Source organism: Streptomyces sp. NPDC053560 (assembly GCF_044544605.1).
In the GTDB taxonomy this organism is placed as follows: domain Bacteria; phylum Actinomycetota; class Actinomycetes; order Streptomycetales; family Streptomycetaceae; genus Streptomyces.
Map to the genome: position 1 here is coordinate 24,754 of NZ_JBITXI010000010.1, position 21,836 is coordinate 46,589.

Consider the following 21,836-nt stretch of genomic DNA (forward strand, 5'->3'; position numbering starts at 1 on the left):
CACCTGTCCTGGCGGGACGGCCCCTTCGTCATGTCAATTCCCGCCGTAGGGGAAGAGGCTGGTGTCGATTGTGAGATCGAACGGTTCCGGGAGTCGGATGGACTCGCCGAACTTCACCTTCTGGAGCTCCCGGTAGACGTCACCCTCCGGCTCCCCGAAGAGCGTGACGGTCGGTCCGGGGGGAGCGAAGCGGTCGATGAGGAGGTACAGGGGTACCTGGGCCTGCGCGTATGCCGCCGCCTTGTTGATCCGGTCGTAACTCGCGTTGGACAGCGAGGTGACTTCCATGACCAGCTCGGCGGCTGTCAGCGGAACCGCCTGGCCTCCCTCCGTCTCATCCACTGCCGCATGCGGGATCACGACGAGGTCCGGGATGTGAAGACGGCCGTACGGGGGGGTGTGAGACGCCGAGAGTCTCGTACGCTCCCCACTCCGCAGGAAGCACCGAATACATGATCCGGTGGACCATCTCGGCGATTCGGTTGTGGGGCGCGGCAAGCGGTGGTGACACAACGATGATCCCATCAATGATCTCCACCTTGCTGCCCTCAGGCCAGTCCGATTCTTCCCAGAAGCGGAGCAGCTCGTCCCAGTGCTGACCCGGGGTCGGGTCGACGGGGAGTGCGCTCATGGCGGTCTCCTCTATCGGTGCGTCACCGATCCCAGCATGCCGAACAGGACCCGAACCGGTCCACCGATCTCGTTCACCCGAATGAGGAAACCGCAGGTCAGGTGGCACGTTTCTGCTCGCGTGGCTACTTCTTCAGCGGGTCGTGTCCCCAGTTCATCAGGGAGTGGCGCCAGGTGGAGTCCTTGATGTCGCCCTTGGGGCGCTGGGCCGCGTGGCGGTGGACGTAGCCGGTGACCTTGCGCATGTGGGCGTAGTCGGCGTCGGAGTGGTCGGCGCGCTCGGCCCGGAGGATGGCGACGATCTTCCGGCCGGACTCGTGGCCAACGGACTCGCCGCCGCCCTTGTGCTGCCCGGCGTCCTCGGACTCGTCCGTCTTGAGCCATTTCTCCAGCTCGGAGGGGGTCATGTTCACCGCGTCCCGGAAGTCGCGCCAGGTCGCGTCGCGGTCGTCGTCGCCATCGTCCTTCGCCACGGCGTCACTTGCCCTTCTTCTTCAGGGCTTCCGGCTTGTGGACGGCCGAGCCGCCGGACTTTTCGCTGCGGACCTTGTACTGGGGGTCGTCCGGGGAGGCGTCGACCGTGCGGCCGGCTTCCTCGGTGCGGTGGGTGATCTTCTTTTCCACCTCGCCGACGGCCTCGCCGCCGTGGGATTTCCAGGTGACCTTGTCGCCCCTGCCGAGGCCGTCCTGGCTCTTCCGTCCGCTCTTCCCGCTGTGCTGGTTCTTTTGGGCCATGCGGCCAGGAGAACACCGGAGGGCGGGAAGCGCGCGGCGGGCGCCCCCTCGTGGGGCACGCCCGCCTTGCTGCGGCGCGCGGAGCGTTACGCGATGCGGTCCAGGACGATCGGGTCCGGAACGAAGTCCGTGCCGGGTGAGGCGATCAGTACGCCGCCGTCGAGGGCCTCGATGGCGGCGGCGAACTTCTCCGGGGTGTCGGTGTGCAGGGTGAGCAGGGGCTCGCCGGCGCGCACCTCGTCGCCGGGCTTGGCGTGGAGTTCGACGCCGGCGCCGGCCTGTACCGGGTCCTCCTTGCGGGCGCGCCCCGCGCCGAGGCGCCAGGCGGCCAGGCCCACGGCGTAGGCGTCGAGGGTGGTGAGGACGCCGGAGGTGGCGGCGTTCACGACGTGCTGCTCGCGGGCGACCGGGAGGGCCGCGTCGGGGTCGCCGCCCTGCGCCTGGATCATGCGGCGCCAGTGGTCCATCGCGGAGCCGTCGGCGAGCGCCTTGGCCGGGTCGGCGTCGGGGAGGCCGGCCGCGGTGAGCATCTCGCGGGCGAGCGCGAGGGTCAGTTCGACGACGTCGGCGGGGCCGCCGCCGGCCAGGACCTCGACGGACTCGCGTACCTCCAGGGCGTTGCCCGCGGTCAGGCCGAGGGGGGTGGCCATGTTGGTGAGGAGCGCTGAGGTGCGTACGCCGTGGTCGGTGCCGAGTTCGACCATCGTCGAGGCGAGTTCGCGGGCGTCGTCGAGGTTCTTCATGAAGGCGCCGGAGCCGACCTTGACGTCCAGGACGAGGGAGCCGGTGCCCTCGGCGATCTTCTTGGACATGATGGAGGAGGCGATCAGGGGGATCGCCTCGACGGTGCCGGTGACGTCGCGGAGCGCGTAGAGCTTCTTGTCGGCGGGGGCGAGCCCTGCGCCCGCCGCGCAGATGACGGAGCCGACGTCGCCGAGGATGGCGAGCAGTTCGTCGTTGGTGAGGTCGGCGCGCCAGCCGGGGATGGCCTCCAGCTTGTCCAGGGTGCCGCCGGTGTGGCCGAGGCCGCGGCCGGAGAGCTGGGGCACGGCGGCGCCGCAGGCGGCGACCAGCGGGGCCAGCGGGAGGGTGATCTTGTCGCCGACGCCGCCGGTGGAGTGCTTGTCGGCGGTGGGGCGGGCGAGGGAGGAGAAGTCCATCCGCTCACCGCTGTTGATCATCGCGGCGGTCCAGCGGGCGATCTCCTTGCGGTTCATGCCGTTGAGGAGGATCGCCATGGCGAGGGACGACATCTGCTCGTGGGCGACCTCGCCGCGGGTGTACGCGTCGATGATCCAGTCGATCTGGTCGTCGGTCAGTTCGGCGCGGTCGCGCTTGGCGCGGATGACGGAGATGGCGTCCATCGAGCGTTCCTTTCCACGGGTGCTCCCCTATGTCTACACGCATAGAAAGGGTGCGGGGAACGGTTCAGCGGGTCAGGTGTTCCGGCCCGAACGCGTCCGGAAGGAGGTCGTTCAACGGCCGGATCCCGGCCTCTGTGTCGACCAGCAGGTCCGGGCCCCCGTGCTCGAACAGCAGCTGGCGGCAGCGGCCGCAGGGGATCAGGACCTTGCCGTACCGGTCCACGCACGCGAACGCGGTGAGCCGGCCGCCGCCGGTCGCGAACAGCTCGGAGACCAGGCCGCATTCGGCGCACAGGCCGAGGCCGTAGGAGGCGTTCTCCACGTTGCAGCCGGTGACGGTGCGGCCGTCGTCCACGAGGGCCGCCGCACCGACGGGGTAGCCGGAGTAGGGCGCGTAGGCCCGGGACATCGCGTCCCGGGCCCGCTCGCGCAGCTTCTCCCAGTCGGGAGCGTCGGTCACGTGTCCCGGCCCCCTCGGCGCGCGCCGGTCGCGCGCGGTGCCCCGGTCCTGCGCGGTGCGTCGGTCACTTGCCCTGACCCCTTCGGTACGCCTTGCCGATGGCTTTCGGTGCCCGCAGTCGCTGGGCGGCCAGCGACAGGACCAGCAGCGTAGCGATGTACGGCGCCACGGAGACGATTTCCAGCGGGACCGTGTCGGTCGTGGCGTACCAGAGGGCGAGCAGGACGGCGACGACGATGCTGACGACGCCCTGGACGCGGTGGCCGCCGCGCAGCTTCCAGATCGCCAGGCCGACCAGCAGCACCGCGAGCAGGAGCAGCAGCGCGTGCACGGTCTCGCCGCCGCCGCGCAGCTGGAAGGCGTCCATGAAGCCGAAGAGACCCGCGCCCATGGCGACGCCGCCGGGCCGCCAGTTACCGAAGATCATGGTGGCGAGGCCGATGTAGCCGCGGCCGCCGGTCTGGCCGTCCTGGTAGATGTGCACGTAGATGGCGAGGAACGCGCCACCCAGGCCCGCCAGCGCGCCGGAGACCAGCACCGCCGCGTACTTGTACGTGTAGACGTTGACGCCCAGCGACTCGGCCGCGACCGGGCTCTCGCCGCAGGACCGCAGCCGCAGTCCGAAGGACGAGCGCCACAGGACGAAGAAGCTGGCGGCGAAGACGACCGCCGCGAGCACGGTGAGCCAGGAGACGTGGGTGACCAGCGAGCCGAGGATGCCGGCCAGGTCGGAGACGAGGAACCAGTGGTGCTTCTCGATGGAGAGCAGCCAGTCCGAGAGTCCCGGCACCGTGAAGGTCGGCATGTCGTCCATCGGCGGGGACTGCTTGTCGTTGCCGCCCGCCTGCGCCGCCGCGCTGCCCTCCGCGCCGAACCACAGCTTGGCCAGGAACTGGGTGAGGCCCAGCGCCATGATGTTGACGGCCACGCCGGAGATGATGTGGTCGACGCCGAAGGTGACGGTGGCGATCGCGTGGATCAGGCCGCCGAGCGCGCCGCCGATGACGCCGGCCAGTGCCGCCGCCCAGGGCCCGTACTCCCAGCCGACCCAGCCGGCCGAGAACGCGCCGAGCATCATCATGCCTTCGAGGCCGATGTTGATGACGCCGGAGCGCTCGGCCCACAGGCCGCCGAGGCCCGCGAGGCCGATCGGCACGGCGGCATTCAGCGCTGCCGTGTACTGCCCTGAACCGGTGAGGTCGGTGGCGCCGGTGACGACGCGGAGCAGGGAGAGCAGGACGAGGGCGCCCGCGAGGATCAGCAGGACCTTGGGGTAGGTCAGCTTCGCGCGGGCTGCGGTGAGCTTGCCGCCCTTGCCGCCGGGGTCCTTCGCGACCGGGGCCGTGAGGTTCTGGCTCACGCGGACACCTCCGCCTTGTCGGTCTTGCGGGCCTGCGCGGCGAGTTCCTCGCCGACCTTGCGCTGCTGGATCCGCAGGCCGTAGCGGCGTACGACCTCGTAGGCGATGACCACGCACAGGACGATGACGCCCTGCATCACGCCGACGATCTCCTGCTCGTAGTCCTCGAACTCCAGCTGGGTGCCGGTGCGTTCCAGGAAGCCCCACAGCAGCGCGCCGGCGGCCATGCCGAGGGGGTGGTTGCGGCCGAGCAGCGCGATGGCGATGCCGGTGAAGCCGATGCCGACGGGGAAGTCGGTGCCGTAGTTGTACGAGACGCCGAGCAGCGTCGGCATGCCGATCAGGCCGGCCGCTGCGCCGGAGAGCAGCATGGACGTGACGACCATGCGCTTCACGCTGACGCCGCCGGCCTGCGCGGCCGATTCCGACTGCCCGACGGTCCGCAGGTCGAACCCGAAGCGGGTGCGGCCGAGGACGAACCAGTACGCGACGCCGGCGATCGCCGCGACGACGAGGAAGCCGTCGAGCGGGTCGGGCCGGGTCGGGATGGTGAAGAAGTGGCTGGAGGCCGGCAGGTCCGGGGTGTGGAAGAGGTTGCCGTCCTTCACCGCGAGCCGGCCGTCCTGGAGGAAGTAGCCGATCACGGCGGCCGCGATGGAGTTCAGCATGATGGTCGTGATGACCTCGCTGACCCCGCGGGTGGTCTTCAGTACGCCCGCGATGCCCGCCCAGGCCGAGCCGACCAGCATCGCCACGATGATGATCAGCGGGATCTGGAGGAAGCCGGGGAGGGTGAGCGCGCCGCCGACGACCGCGGCGAAGAAGGCCGCGATGCGGTACTGGCCGTCCACGCCGATGTTGAAGAGGTTCATCCGGAAGCCGATGGCCACGGCCAGCGCGGAGAGGTAGTACGGCACCGCCTTGTTGATGATCCAGACCTGGCTGTCGCTCTTGGAGCCGAAGTCCACCATCACGGTGTAGGCGTGGAGCGGGTCCTTGCCGGTGGCCAGGATGATCACCGAGGTGATGAGCAGGGCAGCGACGATGGCGAGCGCCGGCGCGGCGATGCCCAGGGTCAGCTTCGTACGGTCGATCTTCTTCACTCCCCCTCGCCCCCTTCCGCGTCCTCGACGTGCTCCAGGTGGCCGCTGGCGGCGCCGGTCATGGCCGAGCCCAACTCCTCGGGGGTGACGGTGGCGGGGTCGGCGTCCGCGACCAGCCGGCCCCGGTACATCACCCGCAGGGTGTCGGACAGGCCGATCAGCTCGTCCAGGTCCGCGGAGATCAGCAGCACGGCCAGGCCCTCGCGCCGGGCCTCGCGGATCTGGTCCCAGATCTGCGCCTGCGCGCCGACGTCCACGCCGCGCGTGGGGTGCGCCGCGATCAGCAGCTTGGGGTGGTGGCTCATCTCGCGGCCGACGATCAGCTTCTGCTGGTTTCCGCCGGAGAGCGAGGCCGCGGTGACCTCGATGCCGGGGGTGCGCACGTCGTACTCGGCGACGATCCGCTCGGTGTCGGTGCGGGCCGCCTTCAGGTCCAGCAGCCGGCCCTTGGAGTTGGGCTTCTCGGTGACGTGGCCGAGGATACGGTTCTCCCAGAGCGGGGCCTCCAGCAGCAGGCCGTGCCGGTGCCGGTCCTCGGGGACGTAGCCGATGCCGTCCTCGCGCCGCTTGCGGGTGGGCGCGTGGCTGATGTCAGCGCCGTCCAGCGTGATGGTGCCGCCGTCCGGGTCGCGCATGCCCATGATGGCCTCGACCAGCTCGGCCTGGCCGTTGCCCTCCACGCCGGCGACGCCCAGGACCTCGCCCTTGTGGATGGTGAAGCCGATGCCGTCCAGTACGGCGCGTACGACGCCGTCGGGGTCGGTGGCGCTCAGGTGCAGCCCGTCGACCGTCAGCATCGGGGTGTCGGTGACGGTGGACTCGCGGGTCTCCGGCGAGGGCAGTTCGCTGCCGACCATCAGCTCGGCGAGCTGCTTGGGGGTGGTCCCGGCCGGCGCCACGGAGGCGACGGTCGTGCCGCGCCGGATGACGGTGATGTCGTCGGCGACGGAGAGGACCTCACCCAGCTTGTGCGAGATGAAGATGACCGTCAGGCCCTCGGCCTTCAGTTCGCGCAGGTTGTCGAAGAGCGCATCGACCTCCTGCGGGACCAGCACCGCCGTCGGCTCGTCGAGGATGAGCGTACGGGCGCCGCGGTAGAGGACCTTGAGGATCTCCACGCGCTGCCGGTCGGCGACGCCCAGGTCCTCGACCAGTACGTCGGGCCGTACGTTCAGCCCGTACCGGTCAGAGACCGCCAGGACGGCCGCGCGGGCCGCCGCGCCGATGCCGTGCAGCTTCTCGGCGCCCAGGACGATGTTCTCCAGGACGGTGAGGTTGTCGGCGAGCATGAAGTGCTGGTGCACCATGCCGATGCCGCGGGCGATGGCGTCGGCGGGGCTCGCGAAGGAGACCTGCTCGCCGTCGGTCGTGATGGTGCCCTCGTCCGGCTTCTGCATGCCGTAGAGGATCTTCATCAGGGTGGACTTGCCCGCACCGTTCTCGCCGACCAGGGCGTGCACGGTGCCGCGCCGGACGGTGATGTCGATGTCGTGGTTGGCGACGACGCCGGGGAACCGCTTGGTGATGCCGCGGAGTTCGACGGCGGGGGCCGCTGCGGGGGCCCGCTCCGCCGGAGGGCTGCTGGACGCTGTGATGGCGCACTCTCCTCGGAGAGAAGGAGCGGGGGCGGGGCGGCCGGGACGGCCCCGCCCCCGTACCGGGCTCGTGGAGCCCTTGGCTGGCTCTTACTTGGCGGGCGTCTCGGAGACCTTCACGTCTCCCTTGACGATCTTCTGCTGCGCCTCGTCGAGCTTGCCCTTGATGTCGTCGATGAAGCCGCCGGAGGTGGCCAGCTTGACGCCCTGCTGCTTGAGCGTGAGGTGGGCGGTGCCGGTCAGCGGCTTGCCGTCCTCGACGCTCTTGATCACGTCGTAGACCGCCACGTCGACGTTCTTCACCACGGAGGTGAGGATGTGGTCCTTGTACTTGGCCAGGCCCGGCTGCGCGTACTGGTCGGAGTCCACGCCGATGGCCCAGGCGCCCTTCGTGCCGGCGACCATCTCGATCGAACCGGCGCCGGACTGGCCCGCCGCGGTGTAGATGACGTCGTTGTTGCTGTCGAGCATGCCCTTGGCCTTGCCCTTGGCGGCGGCCGGGTCGTTGAAGCCCTTGTCGTCGTTGGCGTAGAGGTACTGCGCCGTGACCTTGACCTTGGGGTCGGTGTCCTTAACGCCCTGCTCGAAGCCGGCCTGGAACTTCTGGATCAGCGCGTTGTTCACACCGCCGATGAAGCCGACCTTCTTGGTCTTGGTCTTCAGCGCCGCGGCCACGCCGGCGAGGTAGGAGCCCTCGTTCTCGGTGAAGTTGATGCCGTAGACGTTCTTGGTGGTGGACGGCGCGTCCACGACCGCGAAGGTGGTCTTCGGGAACTTCTCCGCGACCTTGTTGATGGAGTTGCCGTAGTTGAAGCCGACTCCGATGACGGGGTTGAAGCCGGCCTCGGCGAGGGAGGTGAGCCGCTGCTCGCGGTCGGCCTCCGTCTCGCCGTTCTTGGCGGTCATGAGCTTGGACTTCACGCCCAGCTCCTTCTCGGCCTTGTCGGTGCCGCGGGCCGCCGCCTCGTTGAACGAGTGGTCGTCCCGGCCGCCGACGTCGAACGCGAGGCCGACACCCTTGTCCTTGCCGGCGGCCTCGGTGGAGGATTCGCCACAGGCGGTGAGCGAGAGAGCGAGAGCCGCGGAGGCTATGCCCGCGGCAGCGATCTTGGTTACCCGGCGCACGAGGGGTCCCCTTCGACTCGTAGCGCCTCCTACGGCGCTGATTCCGCCGCATCGTAACGCGCGTAGATGCCAGAGAAAGGGGTGTCTGGAAGCCGTTATCGGATCGTCGCGAAGCGGGTCCTACGGCTGGGTCTACAGCGCGTTACGGTCGAGCAACGCGGCGGCTGTGAACAGCTCCACGCCCACCCGGACCGCCTCCTCGTCGACGTCGAAGTCGCCCTGGTGCAGGTCCCGTCCGACCGGATCGCCGACCGGCTTCACGCCCAGCCGGGCCATCGCGCCGGGCACCTTCTCCAGGTACCAGGAGAAGTCCTCGCCGCCGAGGGACTGCTCGGTGTCCTCGACCGAATCCGGGCCGCGCCGGGCCGTCATGGCGTTCTGCAGCAGCTGCGTGGTGAGCGGCTCGTTGACCACCGGCGGCACCCCGCGCACGTACGTGATCTGGGACTTGGCGCGGTGCAGCGTGGCGACCTCGTCGATCGCGGAGTACACCAGGTCCGGGGCCTGCCGCCAGGCCTCCAGGTCCAGGCAGCGGACGGTGCCGGACAGCTCGGCGCGCTGCGGGATGACGTTGCACGCGTGCCCGGTCTCCAGGCGGCCCCAGGTCACGGCGAGACCGGCCCGGGCGTCGACCCGGCGGGCGAGCAGCGCGGGCACGTCGACGGCGACCCGGGCCGCCGCGGTGACCAGGTCGGTGGTCAGGTGCGGCCGCGCGGTGTGGCCGCCGGGACCCTCCAGCGCGACCTCCAGCCGGTCGCAGGCGGAGGTGATCGGGCCGGTGCGCAGCCCGATCCGGCCCACGTCGACCTTGGGGTCGCAGTGCACGGCGAGGATGCGGCCGACGCCCTCCAGCACTCCGGAGTCGATGGCGTCGGTGGCGCCGCCGGGCAGCACCTCCTCGGCGGGCTGGAACAGCAGCCGCACCGGGCCGGGCAGCAGGCCGCGGGCCGCGAGGCCTGCGAGGACGAGGCCGGCGCCGAGCACGACGGTGGTGTGCACGTCGTGGCCGCAGGCGTGGGCGCGGTCGGGCACCGTCGAGCGGTAGTCGACGGTCTTGGTGTCCGGGATGGGCAGCGCGTCGATGTCGGCCCGCAGCGCGAGCATGGGGCGGGCGGCGTCCGGTGTCGTACCCGGTTCCCGGCCGATGTCGCAGATCAGACCGGTACCGGTGTCCAGGACGCGGGGGGCCAGGCCGGCCTTCTCCAGCCGCGCCTTGAGCGCGGCGGTGGTGCGGAACTCCTGGTTTCCGAGCTCCGGGTGCATGTGCAAGTCCCGCCGGAAGGCGATGAGTTCGGCGCGCAACTCCTCGGTGAGCGCTCCGGGCAGGGTTCCCCGTGCGGGGCTGGCATCGGCTTCGGGTCCGCGGGACATCAGTTGGTTCACCCGCTGAAGGTTACGGTGCCGGGCGGGGCAACTGTCCGTCGATCAACAAAAGTTCAGCCCGTTAGGGGAAGACAATCTAGGCCGCCCGGCGCATGGACAGGTCATCAAGGGGGTATGACGTAGGGTTTCACGTACTGTCGAATCCCAAACCCCGATCTTGCGGACCGGCCCTGTCGCCGGCCCCGTCAGCAGGACCCGGCGAAGGTGAGTCGCTGCACGTCACGGGCGGTTCCGGTGACGCCGGAGAGGAAGCCCTGCGCGCGCGGCGAGGCCTTGGTGGTGAGCCAGGCGGGGTCCACGTCGCAGACCGCGACCTTGACTCCGGTGCCGACCAGCGCGAGCGGCAGGGTGTGCACCACGGTGGACGGGAAGCTGAGGATCGTCCGTCCTATGGGCCCGCGCCGGGCGATCAGTTCGAGCGGCAGGTCGGGCCGGACGATCTCCAGGCCGGTGGCGGCCGCCAGCGCGTGCAGCTTCTCGGCGCTCTCCCTGCGGTGCGCGAAGTAGCGGGTGGCGCCGTGCGTACGGGCCAGGGCGCGGACGGCCGCGAGGTAGTGGTCCGGGTCGACGACACCGGTCTCGACCAGGGAGGTGCCCACGATGTCGGTGCCGCGGGTGAGCCGGGGCGGGCCGAAGCGGGCCCGGGTCCAGGCGAACTCGTTGGCGGTGACGGTGACGCCCGGCGGAGGCTCGACGGGCATCGAGGAGAAGACGCCGACGGTGCGGCGGTCGCTGTCGGGCACGGGCGTGAGCCGGCGGCGCGCCGCCGCGGAGAACGGCGCGAAGACCAGGTCGCGCGGGCTGCGGCCGCCGCCGCTGCGGTGCCAGCGCACCAGCTGCTCGCCCCGCGCGAGCTGGGAGATGAACTCCATGGTGGCGGTGCCGTCGTCGACGACGACCAGGTCCCGCGCCCGGGTGAGCGTCAGCAGCAGCTGGACGTAGCGCGAGAACGGGTCGCCGATGACGATGCGGCGGGCCCGGCGCAGCAGCGGGGTGAGGCCCCCGATGGTCCGCAGGGGGGCGGCAGCGCCGCCGCGCGCCTCCTCCCAGCGGACCGCGCAGCCCTCGTCCCGCGCCAGCTCCGCCATCCGGCGCAGCTGGCCGCGGGTCATCGGGTCGTGCGGGGAGAGCACGACGACGGTGAGCTCGCCGGCCTGCGTCGCCTGGTGCAGGTACGCCCATTCCAGGACGTTGAGCAGCTGCACGGGGCTCTCGACGAAGGCGAGGGTGGCCCCGGTGGCGTCCGAGTGCTGCCGGGGCTCCCCCCTCCGCGTGCGGCGGGCGGCCCTGCGGGAGTCAGGGCCTTCCGCCGCCTCCTGGGCCGGGCCCCCACGCCCGGCCTCGGGGACAGGGCCCCGGGCCCCGTCTGCTGCGCTCACGGTGTCGTCGCGCTTTCTGTTCAGACCGAGACGGGCTCGCGGTCGGCGGCCTCGGCCTCGGCGACGACGCCCGCGACGCGGCGGAGCTTCTTCATCGGGCCGAGCTCGCTCTCGTAGACCTTCTTGACGCCGTCACCGAGGGACTCCTCGATGGTGCGGATGTCGCGGACCAGCCGGGTCAGGCCCTGGGGCTCGACGGAGGCGGCCTGGTCCGAGCCCCACATGGCGCGGTCGAGGGTGATGTGGCGCTCGACGAAGGTCGCGCCGAGGGCGACGGCGGCGAGGGTGGTCTGCAGGCCGGTCTCGTGGCCGGAGTAGCCGATCGGGACGTTCGGGTACTCGTCCTGCAGGGTGTTGATCATCCGCAGGTTCAGCTCCTCGGCCTTGGCCGGGTAGGTGCTGGTGGCGTGGCAGAGCAGGATGTTGTCGCTGCCCAGGACCTCGACCGCGTGGCGGATCTGCTTCGGGGTGGACATGCCGGTGGAGAGGATGACCGTACGGCCGGTGGCGCGCATGGCCTTCAGCAGCTCGTCGTCGGTCAGCGAGGCGGAGGCGACCTTGTAGCAGGGCACGTCGAACTTCTCCAGGAAGGCGACGGACTCCACGTCCCAGGGGGAGGCGAACCACTGGATGTTGCGCTTCTTGCAGTAGTCGTCGATGGCGCGGTAGCCGTCCTCGTCGAACTCCACGCGGTGGCGGTAGTCGATGTAGGTCATCCGGCCCCAGGGGGTGTCGCGCTCGATGTCCCACTGGTCGCGGGGGGTGCAGATCTCGGGGGTGCGCTTCTGGAACTTCACCGCGTCGCAGCCGGCGTCGGCGGCGGCGTCGATGAGCGCGAAGGCGTTCTCCAGGTCTCCGTTGTGGTTGATGCCGATCTCACCGGTGACGTAGACGGGGTGGCCGGGGCCGGCGATCCGGTTGCCGAGGGTGCGGAGGCGGTTGTTGCTGGTCATGGTGGAGAGTTCCTTCGTTGTCGGGTGTCTCTCGGAGAGACGGGGACGGTTGTTCCGGAGCGGGTCCGGCGGGTGTGTCCGGGTCGGTTCCGGGACGGGACGCCTCAGAGAGACGGGCCGAGGAGCCAGGAGGCGATCTCACGGATCGCCCCGCTGCCCCCGGGAGTCGAGGTGACGGCGCGGGCCGCGCCGCGTACGACGTCGTGGGCGCTCGCGACCGCCACGGGCCAGCCGACGAGGCCGAAGCACGGGAGGTCGTTGGCGTCGTTGCCGACGTAGAGCACGCGCTCGGGCGCGATGCCCTGGTCCTCGCACCACTGCTTGAGCGCGAGGTCCTTGCGGTCGATGCCGTGCAGGACCGGGATCTGGAGTTTCCGGGCCCGCGCGGCGACGACCGGGTTCTGTTCCGTGGACAGGATGAGCAGCTTCAGCTGCTCCGACTTGCGCAGGGCGCCGATGCCGAGACCGTCGCCGCGGTGCACGGAGACGAATTCCCGTCCTTCGGAGTCGATCAGCACCCGGTCGTCGGTCTGGGTGCCGTCGAAGTCGAGTACGACCGCGTCCACGTCGTCCAGCGTCGGGAGCGCCGAGGCATGGGGGTACTCCCTGCAAGTGCTTGCGGGAGGGGCGTCCAGGAGCGGGGCGAGGGCGCGGGCGCGGGCCAGGTCGTGCGGGTCGTCGACCTCCAGCACGCGGGCCGGGTCGGTGCGCACCAGCTCGGTACGGCCGAAGAACCGGTGGTTCGCGGTGCGGAAGCCGGCCGCGTCCATGGCGTAGGCGGCGCCGGTCTCCAGGAGGTCCTGGGGGCGGTCCTGGCGGCGCGGCCGGAAGGACTTGTCGTGGTTGACGCCGTAGCCGCCCTCGGTCGTGGCGACGGTGGCCACGGTGGCGTCCGGCCCGTCCGCCGTGCGCGCGTCCCGGCCGGCGCCGATCCCGGAGGAGGCGTCGTCGGCCGCGTCGCGCCACACGAAGCCGTGGAACGGGGCGACGGTCAGCGCGGAGTCGGCGCCCTGCTCGACGACGGCGGCGGCCACCCCGTCGATGTCCTCGCGGACGATGAAGGGGCTGGTGCACTGGACGAGGAGGACCGCGTCGACGGCGGCGCCGTGCTCGGTCTCGTACGCGTCCATGGCGTGCAGGACGGCGGCCTCGCTGGTGGCGGTGTCGCCGGCGATGGCGCCGGGGCGGCGGACGATCACCGCGCCCGCGCCGCCCGCGGCGGCGGCGATCGCGTCGTCGTCGGTGGAGACCACGACGTCGGTGATCAGGCGGGCAGCCAGGCACTCGCGCACCGCGCGGGCCACCAGCGGCACGCCGCCGACGGCGGCGAGGTTCTTGGCGGGGACGCCCTTGGATCCGCCTCTGGCGGGGATGACGGCGATGACGGTGGGCCGGTCGGTCGGCGGCATGTCGGGCTCCTTCCGGAGGCCGGTCGAGGGGAGGGTCACAGCTGCCCCCAGCGGCGGATGGCGGGGGCGACGCGCTGGACGCCGTGCCGGTAGGCGCCGCGGGCCGCCTCGCGGACGGTGTCGCGGGCCACGCGGCGCAGTCCGGTCGGCTCGGCCGCGCCGGGCTCGTAGCCGGGCAGCGGGTCGCCCTTGGGGTCCAGGCCGTGCCGGGCGAGGAGGCCGGGCAGGTAGCCGGGGGCCGTGCGGGGTGTGTAGTACGGGGCGAGCGGCGGCAGCCCGTCGGCGTCGCACAGCTCGGTGACGCGGGCACGGGCCGCGTCGAACGCCTTCTCGTACGCTCCTTCGGCGCACACGCCCTGCGCCGCGACCCACTCCGGGTCCGGCTCGGGCAGGTACCCGGCGTCCAGCTCGTCCCAGGAGGCCAGGCAGCCGGAGCCGAGGAAGTGGTGGTTGCCGAGGGCCTCGCGGATGCCGAGGTCGGTGAGGACCGCCGTGGGGACGCCGCGGTGCAGGGACTCCAGCGCGGCGGTCGAGGAGACCGTGACCATCAGGTCGGTACGGTCCAGGACCTCGCCCATGTTCCCGTAGACCAGGCGGCAGTTGGCGGGCAGTCCGCCGGGGACCTTCGCCGCGAGCTTCTGGTACGGCAGCTCCTCGATGTGCGTGGTGTGCTCGCCCGGCTTGCTGCGGAGCTTGATGAGCACCTCGCGCGCCGGATGCCGGCGGGCGTGCTCCACGGCGCGGCGCAGCAGGTACGCGCGGTCGTTCCGGTTGTCCGGCACGGAGGGCTGGACCGCGAAGACGACGGTGCGCACCTCGTCCGTGCGGTCGTGCGCGGCGCCGCCGAGGAAGGGCAGCGCGCACTCCACGACGCCGCGGTCGTCGGCGTTCACGCCCCGGTAGACCGCGCGGAAGCGGTCCGCGTCGTGCCGGGAGTTGGCGAGCACCACGTCGGCGCCGTGCCGCAGCAGCAGCCCGTCGGCGAGCTTCTCGTAGACCACGCCGACGTAGCCGGTCACGACGGCGGGGCGGCGGGCGCTGCCCTCCCAGGCGCGGGCCAGGCCGTGCAGCATCGCCTGCACCGCGCCGCCCACGCAGGACAGCAGCACGACGTCATAGGCGGTACGGTCGACGGACCGCACGAAGTCGACCCCGCGGATCTCGCGCAGCGCGTCCGCCCGGGCCCCGACCTCGTCGAGCTGCCGGACGGTGGGCGTGGCACGGCCGCGGAGCAGGAAGCCGTCGAGCCGGCAGCCGGGCTGGAGGCGGTGCGCCGTGAGGGCGCCCCACTTCCACCGGGTGTCCGAGTCGGCGAGGACCGCGACCCGTGGCGTGGAAGGTGTACGTGATGGCACGTCGAAGACGCTAGGAAGGCATTTCGATTCGCGGGCCAACTGAGCCGCAACAAAGGGTTAACAGCACATCGACGAACGGCGAACCGGCAGGCCGGAAAGGGTGGTTAACCATTCCGCCATTCTTCGTTCACCCTGACGTACGCAAGCGGTAAAGACGAATGCCGGAGCCGCACCTAACGTCACGTGAGTGGTTAAGCTCTCCGTCATCGTGCCGTTCTACAACGTGCAGACATACGCGCCCGACACCCTGAGAAGTCTCGCGGCCAACGCGCGGGACGACTTCGAATTCCTCCTCGTCGACGACTGCTCGCGCGACGGGACGCCGCAGATTCTGGAGCGCGCCGAGCGTGAACTGCCGGGCGCCCGGCTGCTGCGGCACGAGCAGAACGGCGGCCTGGCCACCGCCCGCAATACCGGCCTGGACGCGGCCCGCGGCGAATACATCGCCTTCCTGGACGGGGACGACTGGCTCGCCCCCGGCTACTACCAGGAACTGCTCGGCGCGATCGAGGCGCTGGGCTGCGATTTCGTCCGCACCGATCACGTGCAGTGCACCGCGCGGGCACGCTCCGTGCACCGGGTGCCGCACGGCCGGCGCGACGTCGTCATGGACCCGCGCGACCTGATCCTGCCCGCCGACCGCTCCACCTCGGTCGACTACGCGTTCGCCTGGGCCGGGATGTACCACCGGCGGCTGCTGGACGACGGCGTGCTGCATTTCCGGCACGGGCTGCGCACCGCGGAGGACCGCCCCTGGATCTGGCGGCTGCACCGCGAGGCGCAGTCGATGGCGGTGCTCGGGATGCTGGGCGTCTTCTACCGGCGCGGCGTGGCCTCGTCGCTGACCCAGATCGGCGACGTCCGCCAGCTGGACTTCATCCGCGCTTTCGACCAGGTCGTCGAGGAGACGGCGAAGGACCGGGACGCGGCGGTACTGCTGCCGAAGGCGGTCCGGACGTATTGCGCCATCATTTCCCACCACCTCGGTTCGATCGAGCGTTTCGAACCGCAGGTCGCCCGTAAATTGCGTTCGATGAGTGCCGCGGCATTGAAGCGAATGCCGCAGGACGTATTGAAGGAAGCTCTGGATTCCATGGATGTACAGCGCGCTTCCCGGCTCCGTCGGCTGCGCCGCAAGCCGGTCCCGGTGGAGGTGGCCGCCTGATGTCCGCCGCCGGATTCTCCGCGCGGTCCGCCGGGCCGCGTACGCAGATCTTCTTCGCGTCCACCCTGTACGGCGCCGCCACCCTGGCCGCGGCCCTGGACGCCGACCGTTTTGAACCGGCCGGCCGCCGGATTCTGCTGGTCAGCAACAATGCCGCCATTCCCGAGACCACTCCGGCGCTGGACGCGATGCCGGGCTTCGAACGGCTGCGGGGGCGGTTCGACGAGGTGCGGTCCTGGAACGAGACGATCTCCCCGTTCCACCCCGGCGGCTGGGCCCCGCGCGCCGACGACGCGCCCCTGTGGGAGCGCCATCTGCGGCTGCTGTGGGAGCTGGGCGACGCCCCCGTCGAGCTGATCGTCGAGTCCATCCAGGTCAATCCGGCGCTCGCGCTGTGCCAGATCTTCCAGGGCGCGCCGGTCGAGGTCTATGCAGACGGCCTGATGAGCTACGGGCCGACCCGCTCCAAGCTCGACCCGCTGGTCGGCACCCGCATCCGGCGCCTGCTCCACCTGGATCTGGTGTCCGGTCTGAAGCCGCTGCTGCTCACCGAGTTCGGGGTGCCGGCCGAGACCGTGCCGACCGAGCCGTTCCTCGCGGTGCTGGCGGAGCTGGCCGAGGAGGCGGAGCGGCGTACGGAGGCGGTGTCCGAACCGGCCGAGGGCGGCGCGCTGCTGCTGGGCCAGTACCTCTCCGCGCTCTCCATCCTCACCGCCGAGGAAGAGGAGGAGCTGCACGTCGAGATGTTGCGCGGGGCCGTGGACCTGGGCCACCGCCGGGTCGTCTTCAAGCCGCACCCGACCGCGCCCGCGCGCTGGTCCCGGGTGCTGGAGGAGGAGGCGGAGCGGCTCGGCGCCGAGCTGACCGTGGAGGACACGCCGCAGCTGGCCGAGGTGCTGTACCAGCGCATGAAGCCCGCGCTCGTCGTCGGCTGCTTCTCCACCGCGCTGCTGACGGCGACCGCGTTCTACGGCCTGCCCGCAGCGCGGATCGGCACCGACCTGCTGCTGGAGCGGCTGTCCCCGTACCAGAACAGCAACCGCGTCCCGGTCACCATCGTCGACGCGCTGCTGCCGCCGTTGACCGACGCGTCCGCGGTGGCCCGCTGGACGCCGCCCACAGAGGGCGAGGTGGCACGCGAACTCACCGGTCTGGTGAAGGCGGTCGGGTACGCGATGCAGCACCAGATCTACCCGGACCTGCGCCCGGCGGCCGAGCGCTACCTCGCCACCCGGCTGGACACCGGCACCTGGCGCTACTTCAAGCGCCGCCGCCTCACCGCGCTGGCGCTGCCCGGCGGGGTACCGGTCCAGCTGGCGTTCATCCCGCGCAACGCCACCGTGCGGCGGGTCGCCCGGCGGGCCCGTTCGGTGCAGCGCCGGCTCAAGAAGCGGGCCGCGTTCGGATGACGACCGCACCGGCTCCCCCCACGCTCCCCGCCCACCGGCGGCCGGGAGCGCCCGTGCCCCTGCGCGCCGTCGGCCCACCCCGGCTGCGCGCCCTGGACGGACTGCGCCTGCTCGCCGCCCTGATGGTGGCCGCCTACCACTACGGCGGCCGGGACGGCGAGATCGGCGACGCCTGGGGCAGTTCGCCCGCCACTCAGTTCCCGACCGCCTCGGGCTTCTTCGCGTACGGCTGCCTGGGCGTGCAGATCTTCTTCGTCATCAGCGGCTTCGTGATCTGCATGAGCGGCTGGGGGCGGCCGCTCCGCGCGTTCTTCGCGAGCCGCGTCTCCCGCCTCTTCCCGGCGTACTGGGCGGCGGTCATATTGGTGACCGCCGTCTTCGCCCTCCCCTGGGTGGCGTACGAGGCGGTCTCCCCCACCGACGCGCTGACCAACCTCACCATGCTGCAGATGCCGCTGGGCGTGGACCGGGTGCTCGGCGTGTGCTGGACGCTCTGGGCCGAGCTGCGCTTCTACGCGCTGTTCGCGCTCTGTGTCGTCCTGCCGGGCGCCAACCGCGGCCGGGTCGTGATGTTCTGCGCCGGCTGGACGCTGGCCTCCGTGGTCGCCGAGGCGGCGAACAATTCGTTCCTCGACATCGCCCTCATGCCCGAGTACGCGCCGTTCTTCATCGGCGGCATCGGCTTCTACCTGATCCACCGCTACGGCCCCCGCGACACCACCGGCTGGGCGATCGTGGCCGTCAGCTGGCTGCTCGGCCAGCACTACGCGGTCTCCCGGCTCTGGCACCCGGCGGACATGCCGGACGCGTTCTCCTACCGGCCCTCGCTGGGCATCATCGCCGTCGTCACCCTCGGCTACCTGCTGATAGCGGCCGTGGCGCTGGGCAAGCTGCGGTGGGCGAACTGGCGCTGGCTGACCGTCGCCGGCGCCCTGACCTACCCCTTCTACCTGATACACGAGCACCTGGGCTGGGTCGTGGTGCACTGGCTGCACCGGGACCTCGGGCTGCCGGCCGCGGCGACGTTCCCGCTGACCGTGGGGCTGATGCTCACCCTGGCCTGGTGCCTGTACCGATTCGTCGAACGCCCCCTCACCCCACGGCTGAAACGATCCCTCATGGGCTGAGCGTCATGGGCTGAGCCTCACGGGGCGTCGGGTCGTACCGTCGCCTCGATCCCCGCGATCACGATGCGCAGACCGGCCTCGAAGGCCCGGTCGAAATTGCCGAAGAATTCCCGGCCCACGGCGGCCGCGAGCGGATACCGGTCCCCCAGCCGGCGCTCGCGGTCGCCGAGGTCGTATGCGGGGTCCCGGGACTCGGGCCCGCGCTCCTCGGGCGGGCCGGGCTCGGGGAAGACCGACTGCTCCTCGATGACCAGGCCGATCGTGAAGTTGTACGCGGCCCACCAGGCGTACGCCGCGTCCCGCAGCGTGAACCCCGCGCCCGTCAGCTCCCGCAGCAGGGCGTCCATCGGCGCGGCGTAGCTGTCGTCGGTCATTCGCGTGCCGGAGAAGACCTTGCCGCCGTCGCGGTAGCCCAGCAGCGTCCGGCGCAGCGTGCGGCAGCTGACCTCCAGCATCTCCTGCCAGGCCGCGTCGTGGCCGCCCGGCGGGCCGCCGGCGAATTCGGCCGCCATCCGCCGGAAGATCTCGGTCGCCAGCTCGTCGAGCAGTTCCTGCTTGTTCTTGAAGTGCCAGTACAGGGCCGGGGCCTGGACGTTCAGCTCCTTCGCGATGCGGCGCAGGGTGAGCCCGTCCAGACCCACCTCGTTCAGCAGCCGCAGCGCGGTGTCCACCACCTGTGCCCGGTCCAGTCGCGTTGCCATGTTGACAACTTAACACCGTTAAGCCCATGCTCGAAAGTAGCCACTTAACAGCGTTAAGGACAGGGGTGGATCATGGACACGACCGTGGACGTACTGATCGCGGGCGCCGGCCCGACCGGCCTGGCACTCGCCGTCGACCTCGCCCGGCGCGGCGTGCGCGCGCTGCTCGTCGAGCGGCAGGACGGGCTCTCGCCCGGCGCCCGCGGCACCGGGCTGCAGCCGCGCACGCAGGAGGTCTTCGACGACCTCGGGGTGCTGGCGGCCGTTCGGGCCGCGGGCGGCCTGTACCCGCCCATGGCCACCTGGCAGGACGGCCGGATCAAGGAGACGTCCGAGATGGTGGAGCGGGTGGCGCCGACGCCGGGCACCCCGTACTCCAACGCGCTGATGGTCCCGCAGTGGCGCAACGCCGAGCTGCTCCACGCCCGCCTGACGGAGCTGGGCGGGAGCGTCCGGTTCGGTACGGAGCTGACGGCGTTCCGGCAGGACGCGGACGGTGTCACCGCGGAGCTGACCTCGCTCGCCGACGGCACGGTGCACACCGTCCGCGCCGCGTACCTGGTCGGCGCCGACGGCGGCCGCAGCGCCGTACGCCGGCAGCTCGGCACCCCGATGAGCGGGCCCGACCTGGAGCCCGGCGCCATGCTCCTCGCCGACGTACGCGTCGACGGCCTGGACCGGGACCACTGGCACCTCTTCCCGCAGCCGGGCGGCGGCTTCGTCGGACTGCTGCCGCTCGCCGGGACGGACCACTTCCAGAGCATGGCGGCGGTCTTCACCGACACGCCGGACACCAGCTCCGAGACCGTCCGCGCGACCCTCGCCGCCCACACCCACCTGGCCCCCGAGCAGATCCGCGAGGTGCTGTGGACCTCGGTGTTCCGGCCCCGCGCCGGCATGGTCGAGCGGTTCCGCGAGGGCCGGGTCTTCCTCGCCGGGGACGCCGCGCACATCCACTCCCCCGCCGGCGGCCAGGGCCTGAACACCAGCGTCCAGGACGCCTACAACCTCGGCTGGAAGCTCGGCCAGGTGCTGCGACACGGCGCGCCCGACGCGCTGCTGGACACGTACGAGGCCGAGCGGCTGCCGGTCGCGGCCGGGATCCTGGAGACCAGCACCCGGCTGCACCGCTCCCGCTCGCTGCGGCGCGGCCGCGACCTCCACCAGCTCACGCTCGGCTACCGCGAGTCCCCGCTGACCGGCGAGCACCGCACCGGCCTCGCGCCGGACGCGCTGCGGGCCGGCGACCGCGCACCCGACGCGCCCTGCACCACTTCCGACGGCACGCCGTTCCGCCTCTTCGACGCCTTCCGGGGCCCGCACTTCACCCTGCTCGCCCTGAACGGCGCCGAGCCGCCGCGGCCGGCCGCCGAGTGGGCCGCGCACGTCCGCACGTACCGGATCGGCGGCCCCGCGCCCGACCTGCTCGACGCCTCGGGCCACGTCCGGCAGGCGTACGGCGACGGCGGCCTCTTCCTGGTCCGCCCGGACGGCTACGTGGCCGTGGCCGCCGCCGAAGCGGGCCCGGTCGCCGCGGCCCTGACCCGGCACTTCCCGGCCGCCGCCACCGCCCGGGCCGCCTGAGCGGCCGCCACGGGCGACGCATTCCGTCAATGCGGATGCGCGGGCACCCGCCCGTGCACGAGAGTGCTGCGCCATGGAGGAGACGGGAACGGAACGCGCCGTCCTGCGGCGGGCCGGGCCGGCGGGCGTGGCCGAGGTGTGGCTGCGGTCGTACGACGCCGCGCTGCCCGGTGTCGTACGGCCGCACACCGACGACGCGGTACGGGCGTGGTTCCGCACGGTGGTCGTACCGGAACGGGAGACCTGGGTGGCGGACGCCGGGGGCGAGATCGCCGGGATGATGGTGCTGCACGGCGCGCGCGAGCTGGACCAGCTCTGTCTCGCCCCGGAACGGCGCGGCCAGGGTCTCGGCGACCGCTCCGTCGCGCTGGCGAAGGAGCGCCGCCCCGGCGGCCTGGCGCTGTGGACCTTCCAGGTCAACCGGCCCGCGCAGCGCCTCTACCGGCGCCACGGTTTCCGCGAGCGGTTCCGCACCGACGTGCGGGACAACGAGAAGCGGGAGCCGGACGTACGTTACGCGTGGCTGCCGGAGGACTGATCCGCCGTGCCGCCCGGCCCCGCCGCGGGCGGCACGTCCTCGTGCTCGGCCGTCACGTACGCCTCGGGCAGCAGCGCACGGACCGGCAGGGCCCGGACAGCGCCGCCCGAGCCGACCACGACGGTGAGGTCGGGGTAGTAGTCCAGCAGCACCTGGCGGCAGCGGCCGCAGGGCGGGATGACGCCGCGGCCCTCGTCGGCGACCGCCACGATCTGCCGCAGGTCGTACGCGCCCTGCGCGGCCGCGGCCCCCATGACGACCAGCTCGGCGCAGGGGCCGCCGGTGAAGTGGTACACGTTCAGGCCGGTGACGATGCGGCCGTCGGCGGTCCGGGCTGCCGCCGCCACGGTGTGGTCGTCGCCCTGCGCGTACGCCGCGACGGCCTCCTCCGCGGCGCGCACCAGCGCGTGGTCGACCGGTACGCCGTCGTCGCTGCTCATGGTCTCGCCTCTCGTACGGAA

At 71.7% G+C, this 21,836-nt stretch carries 21 protein-coding genes; 5 read left to right on the forward strand and 16 right to left on the reverse strand.

Annotation, left to right across the window (positions count from 1 at the left end; translation table 11 throughout):
• Positions 1–33: 33 nt before the first annotated feature.
• The 14 genes from ACIGQF_RS23940 to ACIGQF_RS24005 form a co-directional block, all read right to left on the reverse strand.
• Complete coding sequence (locus ACIGQF_RS23940) at positions 34–342, reverse strand: Uma2 family endonuclease (protein ID WP_399713699.1); 309 nt, start codon at positions 340–342, stop codon at positions 34–36.
• Between the two features lie 413 nt (positions 343–755).
• Positions 756–1,103, reverse strand: coding sequence for a DUF3140 domain-containing protein (locus ACIGQF_RS23945; protein WP_399713701.1), 348 nt, complete (start codon positions 1,101–1,103; stop codon positions 756–758).
• A 4-nt stretch (positions 1,104–1,107) separates the two neighbouring features.
• Complete coding sequence (locus ACIGQF_RS23950; RefSeq protein ID WP_399713703.1) at positions 1,108–1,365, reverse strand: DUF2945 domain-containing protein; 258 nt, start codon at positions 1,363–1,365, stop codon at positions 1,108–1,110.
• An 86-nt stretch (positions 1,366–1,451) separates the two neighbouring features.
• Positions 1,452–2,729, reverse strand: coding sequence for a thymidine phosphorylase (locus tag ACIGQF_RS23955; protein ID WP_399713706.1), 1,278 nt, complete (start codon positions 2,727–2,729; stop codon positions 1,452–1,454).
• Positions 2,730–2,793: 64 nt separating this feature from the next.
• The gene (locus ACIGQF_RS23960) at positions 2,794–3,138 is read right to left on the reverse strand and encodes a cytidine deaminase (protein WP_361559946.1); all 345 of its coding nucleotides are present in this window, start codon (positions 3,136–3,138) and stop codon (positions 2,794–2,796) included.
• 115 nt (positions 3,139–3,253) lie between these two features.
• Positions 3,254–4,549 (reverse strand): ABC transporter permease, encoded by a 1,296-nt coding sequence (locus ACIGQF_RS23965; protein ID WP_399713709.1) that lies wholly within the window; start codon positions 4,547–4,549, stop codon positions 3,254–3,256.
• The gene (locus ACIGQF_RS23970; protein ID WP_399713712.1) at positions 4,546–5,652 is read right to left on the reverse strand and encodes an ABC transporter permease; all 1,107 of its coding nucleotides are present in this window, start codon (positions 5,650–5,652) and stop codon (positions 4,546–4,548) included. Before ACIGQF_RS23970 ends, ACIGQF_RS23965 begins: the two co-directional genes overlap by 4 nt.
• Positions 5,649–7,247: an ABC transporter ATP-binding protein gene (locus ACIGQF_RS23975; protein ID WP_399714413.1), complete on the reverse strand. Its 1,599-nt coding sequence runs from the start codon at positions 7,245–7,247 to the stop codon at positions 5,649–5,651. Before ACIGQF_RS23975 ends, ACIGQF_RS23970 begins: the two co-directional genes overlap by 4 nt.
• 90 nt (positions 7,248–7,337) lie before the next feature.
• Complete coding sequence (locus ACIGQF_RS23980) at positions 7,338–8,372, reverse strand: BMP family protein (protein WP_399713714.1); 1,035 nt, start codon at positions 8,370–8,372, stop codon at positions 7,338–7,340.
• A gap of 132 nt (positions 8,373–8,504) precedes the next feature.
• Entirely contained in the window at positions 8,505–9,743 is a 1,239-nt protein-coding gene (locus ACIGQF_RS23985) for an amidohydrolase (RefSeq protein ID WP_399714415.1), read from the reverse strand.
• A 197-nt stretch (positions 9,744–9,940) separates the two neighbouring features.
• Positions 9,941–11,134, reverse strand: coding sequence for a hypothetical protein (locus ACIGQF_RS23990; protein WP_399713717.1), 1,194 nt, complete (start codon positions 11,132–11,134; stop codon positions 9,941–9,943).
• A gap of 20 nt (positions 11,135–11,154) precedes the next feature.
• A complete protein-coding gene (locus ACIGQF_RS23995) occupies positions 11,155–12,087 on the reverse strand; it encodes an N-acetylneuraminate synthase family protein (RefSeq protein ID WP_052863819.1) in 933 nt (310 codons plus the stop codon).
• 104 nt (positions 12,088–12,191) lie between these two features.
• On the reverse strand, positions 12,192–13,496 hold the full coding sequence (locus ACIGQF_RS24000; protein ID WP_399713720.1) for a cytidylyltransferase domain-containing protein: 1,305 nt from the start codon (positions 13,494–13,496) through the stop codon (positions 12,192–12,194).
• Between the two features lie 35 nt (positions 13,497–13,531).
• Positions 13,532–14,851, reverse strand: a complete 1,320-nt coding sequence (locus ACIGQF_RS24005) for a DUF6716 putative glycosyltransferase (protein ID WP_399713722.1) — start codon at positions 14,849–14,851, stop codon at positions 13,532–13,534.
• Between the two features lie 187 nt (positions 14,852–15,038).
• On the opposite strand from ACIGQF_RS24005, the gene ACIGQF_RS24010 reads away from it, so the two are divergent.
• The 3 genes from ACIGQF_RS24010 to ACIGQF_RS24020 are packed head-to-tail and all read left to right on the forward strand — an operon-like array spanning position 15,039 to position 18,552.
• A complete protein-coding gene (locus ACIGQF_RS24010) occupies positions 15,039–16,016 on the forward strand; it encodes a glycosyltransferase family 2 protein (protein WP_399713725.1) in 978 nt (325 codons plus the stop codon).
• A complete protein-coding gene (locus ACIGQF_RS24015; protein WP_399713728.1) occupies positions 16,016–17,425 on the forward strand; it encodes a polysialyltransferase family glycosyltransferase in 1,410 nt (469 codons plus the stop codon). Before ACIGQF_RS24010 ends, ACIGQF_RS24015 begins: the two co-directional genes overlap by 1 nt.
• Positions 17,422–18,552: an acyltransferase family protein gene (locus tag ACIGQF_RS24020; RefSeq protein WP_399713730.1), complete on the forward strand. Its 1,131-nt coding sequence runs from the start codon at positions 17,422–17,424 to the stop codon at positions 18,550–18,552. The genes ACIGQF_RS24015 and ACIGQF_RS24020 overlap by 4 nt, the downstream gene beginning before the upstream one ends.
• A 17-nt stretch (positions 18,553–18,569) precedes the next feature.
• Here the strand turns inward: ACIGQF_RS24020 and ACIGQF_RS24025 are convergent, their stop codons facing one another.
• A complete protein-coding gene (locus tag ACIGQF_RS24025) occupies positions 18,570–19,253 on the reverse strand; it encodes a TetR/AcrR family transcriptional regulator C-terminal domain-containing protein (protein WP_399713733.1) in 684 nt (227 codons plus the stop codon).
• A gap of 72 nt (positions 19,254–19,325) precedes the next feature.
• On the opposite strand from ACIGQF_RS24025, the gene ACIGQF_RS24030 reads away from it, so the two are divergent.
• Positions 19,326–20,837: an FAD-dependent monooxygenase gene (locus tag ACIGQF_RS24030; RefSeq protein ID WP_399713735.1), complete on the forward strand. Its 1,512-nt coding sequence runs from the start codon at positions 19,326–19,328 to the stop codon at positions 20,835–20,837.
• A gap of 73 nt (positions 20,838–20,910) precedes the next feature.
• The gene (locus ACIGQF_RS24035) at positions 20,911–21,375 is read left to right on the forward strand and encodes a GNAT family N-acetyltransferase (RefSeq protein ID WP_399713738.1); all 465 of its coding nucleotides are present in this window, start codon (positions 20,911–20,913) and stop codon (positions 21,373–21,375) included.
• Here the strand turns inward: ACIGQF_RS24035 and ACIGQF_RS24040 are convergent.
• Positions 21,351–21,815: a cytidine deaminase family protein gene (locus ACIGQF_RS24040; RefSeq protein ID WP_399713740.1), complete on the reverse strand. Its 465-nt coding sequence runs from the start codon at positions 21,813–21,815 to the stop codon at positions 21,351–21,353. The genes ACIGQF_RS24035 and ACIGQF_RS24040 overlap by 25 nt on opposite strands.
• Between the last annotated feature and the right edge of the window lie 21 nt (positions 21,816–21,836).